At 42.0% G+C, this 14,637-nt stretch carries 18 protein-coding genes and 1 riboswitch; of the genes, 3 read left to right on the plus strand and 15 right to left on the minus strand.

What is annotated here, in order from left to right:
• Positions 1-109: 109 nt before the first annotated feature.
• The 4 genes from MTF70_RS07920 to MTF70_RS07935 all read right to left on the minus strand — a co-directional run bounded on the left by MTF70_RS07920 (position 110) and on the right by MTF70_RS07935 (position 2,403).
• Positions 110-1,126, minus strand: a complete 1,017-nt coding sequence (locus MTF70_RS07920) for an adenosine deaminase (protein ID WP_205461086.1) — start codon at positions 1,124-1,126, stop codon at positions 110-112.
• A gap of 89 nt (positions 1,127-1,215) precedes the next feature.
• Positions 1,216-1,315, minus strand: a riboswitch (purine riboswitch).
• A gap of 237 nt (positions 1,316-1,552) precedes the next feature.
• On the minus strand, positions 1,553-1,693 hold the full coding sequence (locus MTF70_RS07925; protein WP_017633782.1) for a hypothetical protein: 141 nt from the start codon (positions 1,691-1,693) through the stop codon (positions 1,553-1,555).
• Positions 1,694-1,743: 50 nt separating this feature from the next.
• Positions 1,744-1,953, minus strand: a complete 210-nt coding sequence (locus MTF70_RS07930) for a hypothetical protein (RefSeq protein WP_005373692.1) — start codon at positions 1,951-1,953, stop codon at positions 1,744-1,746.
• Between the two features lie 240 nt (positions 1,954-2,193).
• A complete protein-coding gene (locus MTF70_RS07935; protein ID WP_005373691.1) occupies positions 2,194-2,403 on the minus strand; it encodes a cold-shock protein in 210 nt (69 codons plus the stop codon).
• A gap of 401 nt (positions 2,404-2,804) precedes the next feature.
• Between MTF70_RS07935 and MTF70_RS07940 the strand changes: the two genes are divergently transcribed.
• Positions 2,805-3,653: a pirin family protein gene (locus tag MTF70_RS07940; RefSeq protein ID WP_213904411.1), complete on the plus strand. Its 849-nt coding sequence runs from the start codon at positions 2,805-2,807 to the stop codon at positions 3,651-3,653.
• Between the two features lie 142 nt (positions 3,654-3,795).
• Here MTF70_RS07940 and MTF70_RS07945 read toward each other — a convergent pair whose 3' ends face one another.
• The 10 genes from MTF70_RS07945 to MTF70_RS07990 form a co-directional block, all read right to left on the minus strand.
• On the minus strand, positions 3,796-4,644 hold the full coding sequence (locus MTF70_RS07945; protein ID WP_042522690.1) for a patatin family protein: 849 nt from the start codon (positions 4,642-4,644) through the stop codon (positions 3,796-3,798).
• 259 nt (positions 4,645-4,903) lie between these two features.
• A complete protein-coding gene (locus tag MTF70_RS07950) occupies positions 4,904-5,242 on the minus strand; it encodes a hypothetical protein (protein WP_017635147.1) in 339 nt (112 codons plus the stop codon).
• A 690-nt stretch (positions 5,243-5,932) separates the two neighbouring features.
• Positions 5,933-6,364 (minus strand): YccF domain-containing protein, encoded by a 432-nt coding sequence (locus MTF70_RS07955; protein WP_005373685.1) that lies wholly within the window; start codon positions 6,362-6,364, stop codon positions 5,933-5,935.
• A gap of 218 nt (positions 6,365-6,582) precedes the next feature.
• Positions 6,583-7,515 (minus strand): Gfo/Idh/MocA family oxidoreductase, encoded by a 933-nt coding sequence (locus tag MTF70_RS07960; RefSeq protein ID WP_205461084.1) that lies wholly within the window; start codon positions 7,513-7,515, stop codon positions 6,583-6,585.
• 123 nt (positions 7,516-7,638) lie between these two features.
• Positions 7,639-9,294, minus strand: coding sequence for a phosphoethanolamine--lipid A transferase (locus MTF70_RS07965; RefSeq protein WP_205461083.1), 1,656 nt, complete (start codon positions 9,292-9,294; stop codon positions 7,639-7,641).
• 21 nt (positions 9,295-9,315) lie between these two features.
• Entirely contained in the window at positions 9,316-9,672 is a 357-nt protein-coding gene (locus MTF70_RS07970; protein ID WP_017635149.1) for a diacylglycerol kinase, read from the minus strand.
• 127 nt (positions 9,673-9,799) lie between these two features.
• Positions 9,800-10,192, minus strand: coding sequence for a glycine zipper family protein (locus MTF70_RS07975; RefSeq protein WP_005373677.1), 393 nt, complete (start codon positions 10,190-10,192; stop codon positions 9,800-9,802).
• A 119-nt stretch (positions 10,193-10,311) separates the two neighbouring features.
• Positions 10,312-11,610, minus strand: coding sequence for an ATP-binding protein (locus MTF70_RS07980; RefSeq protein WP_042522686.1), 1,299 nt, complete (start codon positions 11,608-11,610; stop codon positions 10,312-10,314).
• Positions 11,610-12,323, minus strand: a complete 714-nt coding sequence (locus tag MTF70_RS07985; protein WP_005373673.1) for a response regulator — start codon at positions 12,321-12,323, stop codon at positions 11,610-11,612. The genes MTF70_RS07980 and MTF70_RS07985 overlap by 1 nt, the downstream gene beginning before the upstream one ends.
• A 213-nt stretch (positions 12,324-12,536) precedes the next feature.
• Positions 12,537-12,833: an isoamylase early set domain-containing protein gene (locus tag MTF70_RS07990; protein WP_205461082.1), complete on the minus strand. Its 297-nt coding sequence runs from the start codon at positions 12,831-12,833 to the stop codon at positions 12,537-12,539.
• 278 nt (positions 12,834-13,111) lie between these two features.
• On the opposite strand from MTF70_RS07990, the gene MTF70_RS07995 reads away from it, so the two are divergent.
• Together MTF70_RS07995 and MTF70_RS08000 are read left to right on the plus strand one after the other, a co-directional pair.
• Entirely contained in the window at positions 13,112-13,492 is a 381-nt protein-coding gene (locus MTF70_RS07995; RefSeq protein ID WP_005373669.1) for a hypothetical protein, read from the plus strand.
• Between the two features lie 82 nt (positions 13,493-13,574).
• Positions 13,575-14,174 (plus strand): thiol:disulfide interchange protein DsbA/DsbL, encoded by a 600-nt coding sequence (locus tag MTF70_RS08000; protein ID WP_005373667.1) that lies wholly within the window; start codon positions 13,575-13,577, stop codon positions 14,172-14,174.
• A gap of 70 nt (positions 14,175-14,244) precedes the next feature.
• On the opposite strand, the gene MTF70_RS08005 is transcribed toward MTF70_RS08000, so the two are convergent.
• On the minus strand, positions 14,245-14,490 hold the full coding sequence (locus MTF70_RS08005; RefSeq protein ID WP_005373664.1) for a hypothetical protein: 246 nt from the start codon (positions 14,488-14,490) through the stop codon (positions 14,245-14,247).
• Between the last annotated feature and the right edge of the window lie 147 nt (positions 14,491-14,637).

The following is a 14,637-nucleotide window of genomic DNA, read 5'->3' on the forward strand; positions in this document are numbered from 1 at the left end:
GTGTGCTAGTTTAGCTTTCTCAGTCTAGCGTTTATAAATGCGGTTAACCACAGAGTCTTTGTAGGGTTTTAATACCTACGCGTTTGACCTAAGGCGTGGCACTATGCCTTTATTGCAACGCTTCGTGCTGGTTTACGTATTGGCTAACAAGGTGACGATATTTCGCCTTTAACTCGTTATCGATAAAGCTGGCATCAATCGCGTTCATTGTAAATTGGGCAAGTTCACTCTTACTCATTGGATGTGCGTTGTTGACGGCCAAAAAGTTGTCCGTCATGTAGCCACCAAAGTACACAGGATCGTCTGAGTTAATCGTTACGGCGACACCTTTTCGTAGCAAATCCACAATATTGTGATCTTTCATATCGTCGAATACACATAGCTTAAGATTCGATAACGGACACACTGTCAGTGGCATTTGGCTTTCGATTAAGGATTCAACTAATGCTTCATCATCAACACAGCGAACACCGTGATCCACGCGGCTCACGTAAAGCATTTCAATGGCATCGCTAATATTTTGTGCGGGGCCTTCTTCTCCTGCGTGAGCAACGGTAAGTAAGCCTTCTTCTACTGCTTGTTTAAATACGCGCTTGAATTTAGCTGGCGGATGACCTTGTTCTGAAGAATCTAGTCCAACACCAATGATCTTATCACGGTGTTTCAGAATAGTCTGTAGGGTCTCTATGGCGCTCTCTTCTGAAAGGTGACGGAGAAAACACGCAATAATTTGCGAGGTAATGCCAAGTTTTTCGTGACCATCTTTTAGCGCACGAGCGATTCCATTGATAACAGTGTCAAAGTCTATGCCGCGTTCTGTGTGTGTTTGAGGGTCAAAAAAGATTTCGGTATGAATAACGTTGTCTTCTTTACAGTGCAGTAAGTATTCCCAAGTGAGATCGTAAAAATCTTGCTCAGTACGCAGAACTCCCGCTCCTTGGTAATAGAGGTCGAGAAATGATTGTAAGTCTGTGAACTGATATGCGCTGCGTAGTTCACTCGGAGAAGAGTAAGGGATCTCGATGCCGTTTCGTTTTGCTAATTTGAATAAGAGTTCCGGCTCAAGTGAACCTTCGATATGTAAGTGCAGCTCTACTTTTGGAAGACCTTGAATAAATGCGTTCATATTCCACCTTATGTGTATTGTGGATGCAGTTACTCTAAGAATAGGTATAGATAGAAATAAATCGAACGCTATCACAAAGAGTAAGACCCACGATGATCTCAACTCTTCGTAATCAGCACTTTGCGGGAACTGGTAGAGACCCCCAAACCATATCATTGGGGTTATACGAAGCAAACGAGAGGGATTATACGCAAAAATATCGCTTTGGCTATACGCAAATAACCTAACTGTCATTAGTCACGGGTTTTCCTGTGAGCGAAACGACTATTTGCAAGTCACTTGAGTATAGAGGAGCCAGTTGTTTTTGCGTGTGTGAGAGGCACGTGTAATTAGAAGAGTAGTCTAAAAGAGTGGAGATTCGTTTGAGCAAAGGTAGGTGGCGGTACCTTGCACAACGATAAAGGCAGAGAAAGCACTAGAGAGCATTTATAGATCGAATAACTTATCAAATTCTCTTTGTTCCATAATGTCTTCTATGCGGCGTCGAGTTTTCTGCTTTACCGCCGCCGCGTTTTGTTCAGACTCTTTTTTGTCTTTTTCTGACTGCTTCTTACTTTTTCTAGCCATTGGATACCTTCCAAATTAGTTGCATTATCCATTAATGCATGAAAACTGAATCAGTTAACAGTAAAACTTCCTAACTTTGAACCTGAATCACAGAGAATAGTTCCAGATTGCGTTTTCTCACAATATTCAAAATCGATCATGAAGCTATGAGAAAGAAGTTTCGGTAATACGTGTCTTCGTAAAATATCACCATTTAATTGATGTATTTTAGCGTTCCAAGAGGTTTGAGGTTGTTCTAAATTAAATTCAATTTCTAACATTTATTCTCCTGTTTTTTAGTGATTTTCTCTTTGTTAAGTAATTGATACCAATGCCTTTGACGGCCAGTTCTTTTTGAGGACATGATTTTTCCTATAAATAATAAATTAAGCAGTACTATTCAGTTTATTTTAGATAGCACAAAGCAATGCCTAAAATTAGGCTGAGTGATTGATGAAAGAATATTTTTGAAGGAGAGAGGTTTGGTGCAGCATGGGCATGCTACACCAAGAAAAGCAGTCTTATAGAGGAGTTACTTCAGTCGCTTGAGGACCTTTTTTACCTTGCTCTACATTGAAGCTTACTTTCTGACCTTCAGTCAGTGTTTTGAAACCGTCAGAAACGATAGCGTTAAAGTGTACGAATACATCTTGGCCGCCGTTGTCTTGAGATAGAAAACCGAAGCCTTTAGTTTCGTTAAACCATTTTACTGAACCAGTTACTTTAGACATAAAAATACCTTTGAATTAAACATTAAAATTATGATTTGTTTTGTGGATCTTTTCTAAGCTATTGAATGTTCAATCAAGAGGAAGTTGTACGCAGGTGTCTGAATTGGGGATTCAAGATTTTACTGAGAGGAAACTTAAACTAAATGTTGCATTAACAGCTCTCTTCTAAGAGCCAAGGCACACTATACACCTTGTTTAGAAAATAGCTACATTTATTTTAGATAAATTAAATGTGCTCATTATTAACTCGATAAATTGTATTGTTCGAAAAAGTTGAATAAGTAGAACGAATAGTATGGCTCATAATTTTAGCTCATCAACCTAAAATAGAACCTTATCGATAGCCATAGATTGAACATGCGATTTGCAAGCGGTCACATAGATAAACTAGGAGAACTAGTATGAGTACATTCAGAGACATTCGTCAGCTTATTCCTGCGCAAGCTACTGCTGATGGTGATGGAGTGAAAATTCGCCGAGTAGCGGGTTTCAATAATGCTAGCTTTTCTCCATTTTTGATGATGGATGAACTCAAATCAGAAGACCGCGCTGATTATATCGGCGGTTTCCCTCCGCATCCGCACCGCGGTATCGAGACGCTTACTTATATGTTGAAAGGTCATTTCCAGCATCGTGATCATATGGATAATGTTGGTGAGCTTCGTTCCGGTGGTGCACAGTGGATGGCGGCAGGAAGAGGCGTCATCCATAGCGAAATGCCTATTATGAAGGAAGGCGAACTGCATGGTTTCCAAATTTGGATTAACCAGCCTGCGAAAAATAAGATGCAGCCAGCTCAATATCATGACTTTCAACCTGAAACGATCACTGAGTTTGATACTCCGAATACGGGGGTTGTACGTTTGATTGCGGGTCATATGACTATAAACAACGAACGAATTCAGGGGCCGCTAACAGAGACAGGTGTTGCTGCCACGGTAGCCGATTGGAGAGCGATGGGTGGTCAAGCTTTGAATTTGAACACGGATCAAGACAACAACATGATGCTCTATGTCTATAAAGGTCGTATTCAATTAAAAGGTCGTGAGATCAATCAAGGCGAAATGGCCATTTTATCGAAAGGTGAATGGGTTGAATTGCAGGCCGAAAAAGAGAGTGGTGCACTGATCTTTATAGGTGAGCCAATTAATGAACCCGTGGTGCATTATGGCCCTTTTGTCATGAATAGCATGGAAGAGATAGAACAAGCCATCCAAGACTACAACTCTGGGTTGTTTGAAACTTACTAGTTTTGACAGCCTACTCGCCTTCTCAGTTAGCGAGCAAATTAAAACAGTTTTGAGCCTGAATATTGGGCTCGACCAGAAGCAAATACGATAATCCACTGCCATCGAATTTGCGTTAGCCACGTTTAATCCACGTGGCTTTTTTCTACTTCTGACTCCAGCGTATGATGGCTTCCTTTCCTGCTTCAATTCCTAACTCATAAGCATGACGCAGTGGTGCTGGCGATCGACTCAGCCGTTTCAACTTGAATGTTTCAGGAGGACACACTTGAATGATTTCGATACCAGGTGGTGGGTTGTTGATCAGCGCTAAGGTCTGATTGTAGCGAACTTCACGTGTCAACATAGGTTCAATTAATCCGGGCGTTTCTTTCAACATCCTCCTAGTTAGGGCGCTGAATTTTCCTCTTGGCTTTTGATAGCTTGCGGGCTGACTGCGTAAAACCATAATCTTTTTGGCTCCTCGCTTTATTGCTTCTGCAACAGGAAGTGCGTCTGAGACGCCACCATCAACGTATTGAATTCCGTTCAGTGATACGCCATTTCGGTAAAGTACAGGCAGTGCGCTGCTGGCTTTCATTGTTTCTGCCAAGTCGTCGACATCAGGAAGGTGGTACTCCGCTTGCCCATTGTCTTGACGCGTCACGCCTAAAAAGAAAGGTCGTGAATCAGCTTTGAGCGCAGATTTATCGATTCCAAGTTCTTCGAGGGTGACATTCCACATCCAGTCTAAGTTCATCATATCACCACCACGTAGAAGTTGAGATGGAGAGATAAATTCTTTTCTTAAGCTGTAATCGAGGTAGATTTTTAAGTTACGTCCGGGCATTTTAGCTAAGTAGGCAGCCAAGTTGCTAGCACCCGCAGACACTCCCCAAAAGCTATCAAATGGAGAGAACTCGCTAGCAAGAAAATGATCGAGTATGCCGCATGAAAATACGCCTCGCATGGCTCCACCTTCGACAATCAATGCTCGAGAGCCTACTTTTTCCATCACTTCGCTCCACTCTTTATCAATCGGATAATAGCGTGCAGCTTAACGCATAATGGTTTTATACCCAAGTGGGCCAAAGGTCTATTGGTTGCGTTCCTTTGAATAAAAAGGGCATCAACGGATGCCCTTGTCACTTTTAGCTTATGGAATTGCGGGTAATTGAGTCGCTAATTTAGTGAAGGAGACCGAGCGAATTAGCCCCCTTACATAGAGCCATACCTGTAGTCCCATACTGATCGTTGTTGGAATAGTTTGATGATCACTTGTTAAATAGGCATACAAACACTATCCAGAGCGTTGTAAGCAAAAGTAATGGGGTGAATACTTTCTGGATAGAAGCGCCATCAGTTAAATTGTAAATTTTGATGGATTCATTATAGAACGCTCGTTTGAATTCTTTGAAGCTAATGTCGCTCTTCGCATGCGACTGTTCATAGTGCTGGTGCGCAGCGTCCGATAGCTGGTATTCCAAGTCTTGGAGCTCGTACTCCTTGTTAAAAAACGCATCCCAAGCCGAAAGGCGGGCTATCGTTTTAGGAGATGGATCCCCATTTAGTTTCTCTAGACGCTTAGCATAAGCTGCTTGATATTTATCCACGGTATATTCCTGTCTGAATAGACGTTGAGTTAGAACATATGTAAAAAGAAAAATAAGTAATAAAAGGTTTTTTACGTTCTATACCTGTGATAAATGCTAAAAAGTTCAATGCTCTAGCACTCCGATGTCGCAAATGATATTGATGGAATTGCTCTGCGACAAATAAAATAATTACTCTAGATAACAACGAATTTTTGTTGTTTTTTAAAAAAACTGATCATGAGATTGAGTGGGGAGTTTTACCGAGAAGAATTTCGCTACTGTAACTGTCTATATTTACTCAAAAAGAGAAAATCTTAGAAGCTTTCTTTGATTGATGTGAGATATTTTAGGTCGAAAAGCATTAATTTTGGCTATGATTATAGTTCGTCTTTTTGTTGTTGAACTCTACTTCGAGGGGGAAAGAATCCATATTTCGAGCATAGGATAGCTCGCTTTTTCGTTACGTCGTTCTTGGAGTTTGAGTCAGTGACGACGCTATGAGTCTAGCATCTTGAACTCGATTGGGCGTATTAATTAATTATAAAAGTAAAGCAGTGCTGAGCTAGGATAAACTTCAACGTAAAGGTGACGGTATGAATATACAATCAGCCATTATTGAATATGCGATAGCGATTATAGGCTTACTTTTGACGGGCGTTACCCTCTGAGCATGACTGCCCAGAGGATAGAAAGCGCATTAGCTTTTTGCTAACGATTGATGTTGTATCGAGCCATTGCAGCTTCTTCTGACGATACAACCGTTTTACCAATTGGTGCGAGTGAAATAACCGCTAGCTTGAGGTGTTGGAGCGCAAACGGAATGCCGATTATGGTGACAAAGCATGCTGCGGCAGAAAGTACGTGACCGATAGCTAACCAAAGGCCTGCAAATACAAACCAAAGGACGTTACCAATAACGCCGAGCGGACTCGTGCCAATGTCCATTTCATTGGTCAATTCATCGCGTGAGATGGCCTCTTTACCGAATGGGAAAAAGGAAAAATTACCCATAACGATACACGCACGCCCCCAAGGTATTCCGATGATGCTAATAAAGGCCAAAATACCAAAAAACCACCATAGCAACCCCATAAATACGCCACCAAATACAAACCAAATGATGTTACCAAGTGTTCTCATTCTATTTCCTTTATTCTTGAATGTGATGATTCAGATACCTGAGAGCAGTGTAAAACAAATCTAAACCGTCTGTTTTGTCGATGTGTGCTTCCGTGCCCTCATTCACCTGATTGATAGAATAATCGCCGTAGTCTTAACAGAGAATGAATGCCTTCCCTAAGGCAAGTCTTTTTAGTATAGAGCGTAATACTCAATCAAGCATATAGCCAAGAATCGCATTATCTAGAGACAACTTTCTCGAGATATTGACAAATTTGCTCTGCCAATCGATGGCTGGCAATGTTGCGTGTTACTACTTCATCAGCAATATTTCCAGACTCAACGACGCCAAACCAATCGAGCAACATCGAATGGAAACCTTTACTCGTCAGCATTGGCGTCCAGTCTTTCAAATTGATTTTTTGCTCTTGGTTAGATTGCCATAGTTTGCCTTCAACGAAGGAGTCGAACTCCACTGCTTTGTTTGCATAACAAGCTTGAACGCGCTCTGTAGTGATACCGAAGTGGCGATTCATCGAGGCGTGGAGCAAAGTATCTCCATGTTGCCACTGAATATCTAAACGCGCCAACTGACCACCTTCAAGTTGATGAGTTACATAAGCATCTTTTAGATCGGCTTTGGCTGTGACGTTAACGCTGTCTAATGGGTGAATAAAATCATCAAATATAAAGGTACGAACATCCCCCGGTAGTTGGTGACGGTTCTTTTCCCAGCGTAACGACTTTAAGTCAGATATGTTGCCTTGCTGCACTTGTGGCATATGTTGGTTGTAAAGTGGAATGTGACGACGGTTCAAGCCCACATAGAGTGGCTGTCTCTCTTTTTCGGCAATGTCGTACAGCTTTTCCACGTCATCAGCACTATTCGCTAATGGTTTGTCGACAAAGGTTGGAATTCCATGCTGCAGAAAAAATGCCGCTATTTGAGGGTGTACGCTTGTTGCCGCATGAATCATGACGGCATCGACGCCAAAGTGCAGAAGTTGCTGGTAGTCTTGGCAGATCTCTGAGATTCGATACTGCTTAGCCAGGCTCTCAAGTGTGTTTGGGTTGCGGGTACAAAATACAAGTTCGATATTTGGAAGCTGAGTGATAACAGGAAGGTATGCTTTCTGAGCGATATCCCCTAGACCAATAATACCAATTTTCATCCTAGTCCTTATCTCGATGTATGGATCGCGGACTGTCAGTATAACGCTTGGCGCGGCGATGAGTTTAAATACCTTGTTAGAAAAAGCCTGATTCACACTTTGAGCCAGGCTTTATTGAATGATTTAGGAAACGGCTCGGCAGGCTTTGAATATATCTAACTTGCTATCGTAGGCTTGAGTTTGTACATCCATAATGCCTAATAAAGAGTGGAACACGTTATCATGTGAGTATTGGCCTGCATTCTGTGCTTGTTTATACAAACAGTCGGTATTGATCTGCTTCGCTTGTTTAAAGCCCGAAGACAGCCACATAATCAAAGGAACACGTTTTTGGAAATCTGGTGCAAGGCCATAAGGCATACCATGTAAGAACAATCCGTTTTCGCCTAGTGACTCACCGTGATCCGATATGTAAATTAGCGCGGTATTATACTCAGACTCTAACGCTTTAAGTTTTTTGATGGTTTCTGCCAATACAAGATCGGTGTAGCGTATTGTATTGTCATATGTGTTCACTATTTGTTCGATGCTACAGTTTTCGATATCTGCACGTGGACAGTCTGGTTTAAAGAAGGCGTTGTCTCTTGGGTAACGCTGAAAGTAGGTCGGACCGTGGCTTCCTATAAGGTGCATGGCGACCACTCGGTTACCGTGCATATCCGCGACTTCCTGATCAAAATGATCTAATAGCGCCATGTCGTAACAAGTTTGGCCATTACACATAGGGTTTACTTGCTTTCGATCCACTTCAATTTTCTTGATCTTGTGGGCTACTTCTTTATCCCCACCGTCATTTTCTTTCCAAATGAGGTCAACCCCAGCGCGCAGCATTATATCGAGAGCATTGTCCTGGTTATCCGCTTTGGTGCGTTCAAACTCGTTTCGCGTGAGCTGTGAAAACATACAAGGCACAGATACAGCAGTCGCGGTGCCACAAGACGCGACGTCTTGAAATGAGATAACATCCAGTTTACTAGTATAAGGGTTTGTCTCTCGTGTATAGCCATTGAGTTGGTAGTTCTGCGTTCGAGCGGTTTCTCCTACGACAAAAACCAGCAGTGTTGGTTTGCGCTGTGCTAGCTGTACGGCGCTATCTGACTGCTTTGCATCTGTGCCGATTTCTCGATATGGCTCTGGCGTGGTGAAATATTTCTCCTTCACATACCCGGTCGCGCTGTAAACGAACTGGGTGGGTATGATGATTTTTTTTAGGTGGCTATTGTTGCGCCCTACAGATGCGTAGTCTTGATAGTACACGCTGGCAATGACGGCGATGACAGCTAGCGACGACAGCATCGATACTAATTTGGTAACAGAGAAGTACAGTAATTGGTGACGTTGAGATTGCAGCTTGACCTTAAAGATAATTATCGCTGGGATAACTCCCATAATCAGCGTCCAAATTACAGAGTGAGCACTCAGGTAAGAACTCGCCTCGCTCGAATCGGTTTCAACAATATTGGCAATCATTCCAGAATCGAAAAGTGTGCCATAGTTATAGCTTGCGTAGCTCACCATACTTGAAACAATGATTAAAATTATAAAGAACGGCTTGCCGATCCAAGGCCAACTAAATAAATTAAAAAGGAAATTGAGCGCGGCAAGAAAGAAAATTGGTATTGTGATAATAAATCCAATCTTGACATTATCTAAGTGTGTAAAGATGCCGATCAGTTCTTTATAAATAGGGATGTTTACGACGAGAGCGAAATACAGCGCCAACAGGAAAGTAAAGGTAACGTAAGAGATACCTCTCTGTTGTAAATCATGTGTCTTCATAATGAGTGTCTTGAATAAAAATTAGAGCAAGAACGAAGCCCAAATAAAAAGGGCAAGAGTTAACGCAACAAATACTGCTGCTGAACCAATATCTTTGGCTCTACCACTGAGCTCGTGCCAGTCATCGCTAACACGGTCGACAACCGCTTCTACGGCGGAATTAATGAGTTCGACGATCAATACCAAGAACAGGCTACTGATCATCAGCACTCTTTCGTATGTGGTGACAGGAAGGAAAAAAGCACAGACGGAAAGCACCAAGGCGAGAATCAATTCTTGTCTAAAAGCGGCTTCGTGTGTCCATGCGGCTTTCAATCCTTGAAATGAATAGCCGGTCGCATCCATGACACGGCGTATACCTGTTTTACCTGGCTTCAAAATATGACCTTACTATTTAAGCATTGGGATGGAACACATATCCCAGAGAGGTAACGAGATTAATCGTTACAGCGTGAAACATTTGTGAATAGAATCCATCGCGCGATAATTTAAGAAAAGTGCTTATTTAATCAAGATCGTAGACGGTATAGCCTTTGTTCTGGAGACATTTACGCAATACGAGAGATTGGGTTTTGGTTGAATCATTTGTTCCACTCAAAGCACCAGCTCCAGCTCCTACAGCACCGCCGGCAGCAGCACCGACAGCCGCTCCACCTAATCCGTCTTCTAGCGCACCAGCAGCTGCGCCGATCAATGCGCCTGTAACTGCCCCATTAGTGGCTTCAGATTTCGCTGCCTCTGATTTGTCGACATTTTCTGCATAGCCTTGGCAGTAAAGAAAGTCTTGTTCATATGTACTAGGGTCAACATTGGTCATGTCGACGACAGGTTTTTGGTTGTAGGCGCAAGCTGTAAGCGTAGAAGTAAGCGCCATAATCAGGATAAAAGATTTATACATGAGTACTATCCATTTAGTGTGTGAATCTTATGGATTAAATGTACACTGTTTTATTGTTGGGCTCTGTCGCTTGAGTGTATTGAAGTGTCGTCTTCTGTAAACGGGGTAGGAAGGTTAAGTTAACTGTCTGATTTTTTGAGGCTAAGTGTGAAGCAAGCTCCTCCAAGTGGGCTATGGCAAATCGAAACTTCTCCACGTTGAAGCTCCATTATCTGTCTGACAATCGCCAAACCGAGCCCAAACCCGCTCGTCTTTTTGTTGCGAGATTCATCCGCGCTGTAAAATGGTTCGAATAGATGAGGCCAATGCTTTTCTTCAATACCTATGCCATCATCATGAACATTGATGAAGCAGCGGTGCTGATCGTGTTTTATCTCCACTAAAATCTGCTTATCTGCGTACCGCATTGCATTGCGCAGCAAGTTATCTAAGGCTCGCTTTAACAATTTTGGGTCAGCAAACGCGAGAACGTTTTCTGAGTTTACTTCTTGAAGCGAGATAGCGAGCGTAGTCTCTTTTTGCCATCTCTGTCGTAATTCTTTGACTAAGTTGAATAGGACGACTTCTTCTTGAGTTTGTAATGCTGTGTCAGGACGCTCCATCTTTGCGTAGTAAAGCAATTCTTCAACCATTTCTTCCATCTCGTCAATGTCTTCGACGATACTGTAAACATACTTTTTCTGTTGTTCAGTTAAGGTTGAATCCGATAACAAATCTGCTTGCCATTGTAAGCGGAAGATTGGGGTACGCAATTCATGTGCAACGGCGTTAGTTAGCATTTTATTGCTAGTGATCAAGCGAGATACTTTATCGGCCATCGTGTTAAAGCTTTTGTTTAACGTCCCAACAGACTTAGCGCTTGAGGTACTAGCTCGAGCCTTGAAGTTACCTGAGGCAAACTCAACGGTCACTCTCTCTAGCTCTCGAATCCGACGGCTTAAGAACCAGATCAACAATATGCAATACAGAGCAAATCCAGCTAAAAAGAACAACCAAACGATATTGTCATCAAAGTTGGCAGCTTTAACCACAGGGCTATTCGGATTATCGCTCATTTTAAAGATAGGCGTGCTCGCATCTAGGCGGAACCAGATATCCCTTTCTTCATCGTAAGCGACGTTAACGGAGGTATCATTTTCAAACGCCTTTTTGATGTCTGTTGGAAGCTCTTCAAGCGTATGAGGCACCAACAAACGATGGCTTGATGTGGCAAATTGTTCCAACTGTTGTTGAGTATATTCTAATCCGTGTTCTTTATAGATAGGGTAGATCAGATCGTGAAAAGCTTGACCCTCATGCTCTTGTAACAGGTAGTCATAATCTGTGTTGATCTCATAAACTAAGAACTCGTATCCCCACAAGCTAGCCATAAACAGAATGATAAGGCCAACAAAGCTTTCCAGATAAATCCGTCTCATTATTCATTCCATGCATCAGGCATAAATAGGTAGCCTTTGCCGCGAACAGTAATGATTTTTTGTGGTGAGCAAGAAGCATCGCCTAGCTTCTTTCTCAGTGTCACTATGCGATTATCAATGGTGCGGTCTGTTCCATCGTATTCAATACCACGCAGTGTTTTGGTCAGCCACTCGCGTGATAGTGTTTTTTCAGCATGCGTTGCAAGAACCCACAACAAATCGAACTCGCCGTCTGTCAGCGCAATTTCTTCTTGGTTCATTACGCACGATTTACGCAATCGGTTTAAACACAGAACACCAATTTGTAGGCCGTTTTCGGACTCGGTAGGCGCCGCCTCTTTTCTTCTTAATAGCATGCGAATACGAGCCAGCAATACGCGAGGTTTGATGGGTTTAGTAACAAAGTCATCTGCGCCTATTTCTAATGCGGCGACATGATCGAAGTCATCATCACTTGCTGTTAGCATCAACACTTTGCCTTTGTAGCATTCTCGGATTTGACGACATACACTCAGACCATCTTGTCCGGGTAGCATCAAATCTAACAGCACCACGTCTGGTTGTGTGTCAATAATCGCATTAGGTGCGTCCGTCCCATTGTCGATACATTTGACCTGAAAACCTTGTTCAACAAAATACTCTCCCAACATAGTTTGTAATTTGGGATCGTCTTCCACAATGATTAGAGATGGTTTGATTTGTTGTGCGTTCATTTAAGTGATGTATACAATATTTAATATCAATGGAACTTAAACAAATTTACGAATTATTTCAAATAAAGCTTTCTCAGAATAAGGTTATCGGATGAGTTAATTGGATAAAATTGCCAATTAATAATTTAAATCTAATCACCTATCACATTTAGAGAGATGCAAAAAGGCGCAACGTTTGCGCCTAGGTATGGAATCTTAAAGCGAAATTACCGCTTATTCGGTGGTACACACGACGCTGTTGTCGCTGCCAAATGTATTTGGAACGTAAGCATCAGCTTGTGGGTCATTTTCCCACTTCGCGTCATCGAGCAAGTAACGGAACTGAACATTCTGCGCTTTAGGTAAGCGGGTTTTAAATTTAAACTGACGACTTTTCTTCACTAATTTCATCGGTTCTGGCTGCCAGTTGTTGAAGTCTCCAGCAATTTGGACAGAGTCCCACTGATCTTTATCTAGCTCGAACGTGACTTCGACTTCATCTTTTGTCTTAAAGAATCTTTTTTTAAGCATTGATCTTTCCTTGTTCGTACAAAAACCGTTCTAACTATTACTCGTGTTTCATAATGATTTCAAGTTTTATCGAATTGTTGCTGGTATCTGATGAGGGGAGTATCCGAACGGTGAATAGCTCGTTGTGCTGGTTTCGTGTACTGAGGGAGTGTTAGAGAGAAAATTCACTAGCCTAAAATGGTCAAAGAACAGAGTTTGTTAGCGAGCCGAGAGTCCGTATCTTGAAGTCAAATCGTTATCATGTATTATCTTAAATCACCATTTTCCTTGATGTAGCTATGTTGAAGTTTAACCGTACATTGTTGACTGCGATAGTTTGCTTAGTTGCTATGCTTTTGAGTAGTGTCGCTCCTGTGGCGCAGGCTTCCGCTCCGATGAAAACAATTGAAGTACGCGATCTTATTGTTCAACAGGCTGCTCTGCACAAACAACTTGGCGTCAATGACGACTGCGTAGAATCACATCACGATGAGTCAGCCATCAATAAGGCACAACAATCTCACACGAGTTGTAGCTCTTCCTGCATGGTCAAAATTCCCGCCAACTTATCTCAAAACGACTTACTGCTTCTTCCTTATAGCCTTGCCTTGATTGATAGGCCTCTAGTCGAAAAAGTAGTGACAGTGATCACCAAACTTTATCGTCCTCCGATTGTTTAATTCCTCATCTCAAATTACTTGGGGTTTCCCCCTTTTACCAAATGAAATGATTTGGCATTTGAATGCCATAAGGAAATAAACAATGAAAAAACTACTTGCCTTATGTAGTGCACTTTTACTGACTTTTACCGCTCATGCAGCGCAATTTGAAGAAGGGAAGCACTACAAAGTTCTGGATGTTAAGAAAGCATCGAAACCTGTTGTGACGGAATTCTTTTCTTTTTATTGCCCACATTGCTACAAGTTTGAGTCGCTTATTGAGCGTTTAAAACCTGCTCTGCCAAAAGAGGCAAAGTTTGAAAAGGTACATGTGGGGTTCATGGGCGGAGATATGGCGATTCCGATGGCCAAGTCCTACGCGACGATGGTGTCGCTAGGAGTTGAAGATACAATGATTCCTGCTATGTTTGCCCAAATTCATCAAAAGCGACAAGCGCCAAAAGACGAAGCTGAGCTGAAACAGCTGTTCGTTGATAATGGCGTCGAAGGTAAGAAGTTTGATGCGGCGTACAATAGTTTCGCCGTAAACTCAATGCAGAAAGGTTTTGATAAGCAATTCTCTGCCAGCACGTTGAGAGGGGTTCCGGGTGTGGTTGTGAACAATAAATACATTGTTTTGGCCAACGAAATTCGTACTTACGACGAGTACAATCAATTAGTTAACTACTTATTGACGCTGTAACTGTAAATAGCATTGAAGCTTAAAAATGGCGACGGTAGAGTCGCCATTTTTTATGCTTATCACTTTCGTATTATCTAAGAACGCTTGTACATGCTTGAGTCGGAACACTAGTCATAAATATGGCATGCGGATAAAACAAGCTAGCAGCAGTGATTGCAACATTACATGGCTGAGCAATCGTAGTTTTAATCACATTGGTAAGCACAGCGCCTGTATTATTTACTGTTTGAGCGGCGGCTTGTTGTGCCTGGTAAGACACGCAACCTGTCGTTGCATTGATCATCGCAGTGCTAAACAAAAGTTTGCGAAAAAACATATTCATATCCTTTGTGAATGCTTTGAATTACTTATATGTGGATTGATTCATAAATGAAACAAAACAGTGTTCAAAATATGTGTGCATTCACGAAATGAACATTGTTTTATAAAAAGACGTTTTTTTGTGATCTTAGTACTGGACAGA

Source organism: Vibrio sp. 2CM40D, from assembly GCF_023161825.1.
GTDB lineage: Bacteria > Pseudomonadota > Gammaproteobacteria > Enterobacterales > Vibrionaceae > Vibrio > Vibrio alginolyticus.

What these genes read in the sequence shown, in the direction of transcription:
- MTF70_RS07920 (WP_205461086.1), bottom strand. Translation starts at nt 1,126, where the DNA reads ATGAACGCATTTATTCAAGGTCTTCCAAAAGTAGAGCTGCACTTACAT.
- MTF70_RS07925 (WP_017633782.1), bottom strand. Translation starts at nt 1,693, where the DNA reads ATGGCTAGAAAAAGTAAGAAGCAGTCAGAAAAAGACAAAAAAGAGTCT.
- MTF70_RS07930 (WP_005373692.1), bottom strand. Translation starts at nt 1,953, where the DNA reads ATGTTAGAAATTGAATTTAATTTAGAACAACCTCAAACCTCTTGGAAC.
- MTF70_RS07935 (WP_005373691.1), bottom strand. Translation starts at nt 2,403, where the DNA reads ATGTCTAAAGTAACTGGTTCAGTAAAATGGTTTAACGAAACTAAAGGC.
- MTF70_RS07940 (WP_213904411.1), top strand. Translation starts at nt 2,805, where the DNA reads ATGAGTACATTCAGAGACATTCGTCAGCTTATTCCTGCGCAAGCTACT.
- MTF70_RS07945 (WP_042522690.1), bottom strand. Translation starts at nt 4,644, where the DNA reads ATGGAAAAAGTAGGCTCTCGAGCATTGATTGTCGAAGGTGGAGCCATG.
- MTF70_RS07955 (WP_005373685.1), bottom strand. Translation starts at nt 6,364, where the DNA reads ATGAGAACACTTGGTAACATCATTTGGTTTGTATTTGGTGGCGTATTT.
- MTF70_RS07960 (WP_205461084.1), bottom strand. Translation starts at nt 7,515, where the DNA reads ATGAAAATTGGTATTATTGGTCTAGGGGATATCGCTCAGAAAGCATAC.
- MTF70_RS07965 (WP_205461083.1), bottom strand. Translation starts at nt 9,294, where the DNA reads ATGAAGACACATGATTTACAACAGAGAGGTATCTCTTACGTTACCTTT.
- MTF70_RS07975 (WP_005373677.1), bottom strand. Translation starts at nt 10,192, where the DNA reads ATGTATAAATCTTTTATCCTGATTATGGCGCTTACTTCTACGCTTACA.
- MTF70_RS07980 (WP_042522686.1), bottom strand. Translation starts at nt 11,610, where the DNA reads ATGAGACGGATTTATCTGGAAAGCTTTGTTGGCCTTATCATTCTGTTT.
- MTF70_RS07985 (WP_005373673.1), bottom strand. Translation starts at nt 12,323, where the DNA reads ATGAACGCACAACAAATCAAACCATCTCTAATCATTGTGGAAGACGAT.
- MTF70_RS07990 (WP_205461082.1), bottom strand. Translation starts at nt 12,833, where the DNA reads ATGCTTAAAAAAAGATTCTTTAAGACAAAAGATGAAGTCGAAGTCACG.
- MTF70_RS07995 (WP_005373669.1), top strand. Translation starts at nt 13,112, where the DNA reads ATGTTGAAGTTTAACCGTACATTGTTGACTGCGATAGTTTGCTTAGTT.
- MTF70_RS08000 (WP_005373667.1), top strand. Translation starts at nt 13,575, where the DNA reads ATGAAAAAACTACTTGCCTTATGTAGTGCACTTTTACTGACTTTTACC.
- MTF70_RS08005 (WP_005373664.1), bottom strand. Translation starts at nt 14,490, where the DNA reads ATGTTTTTTCGCAAACTTTTGTTTAGCACTGCGATGATCAATGCAACG.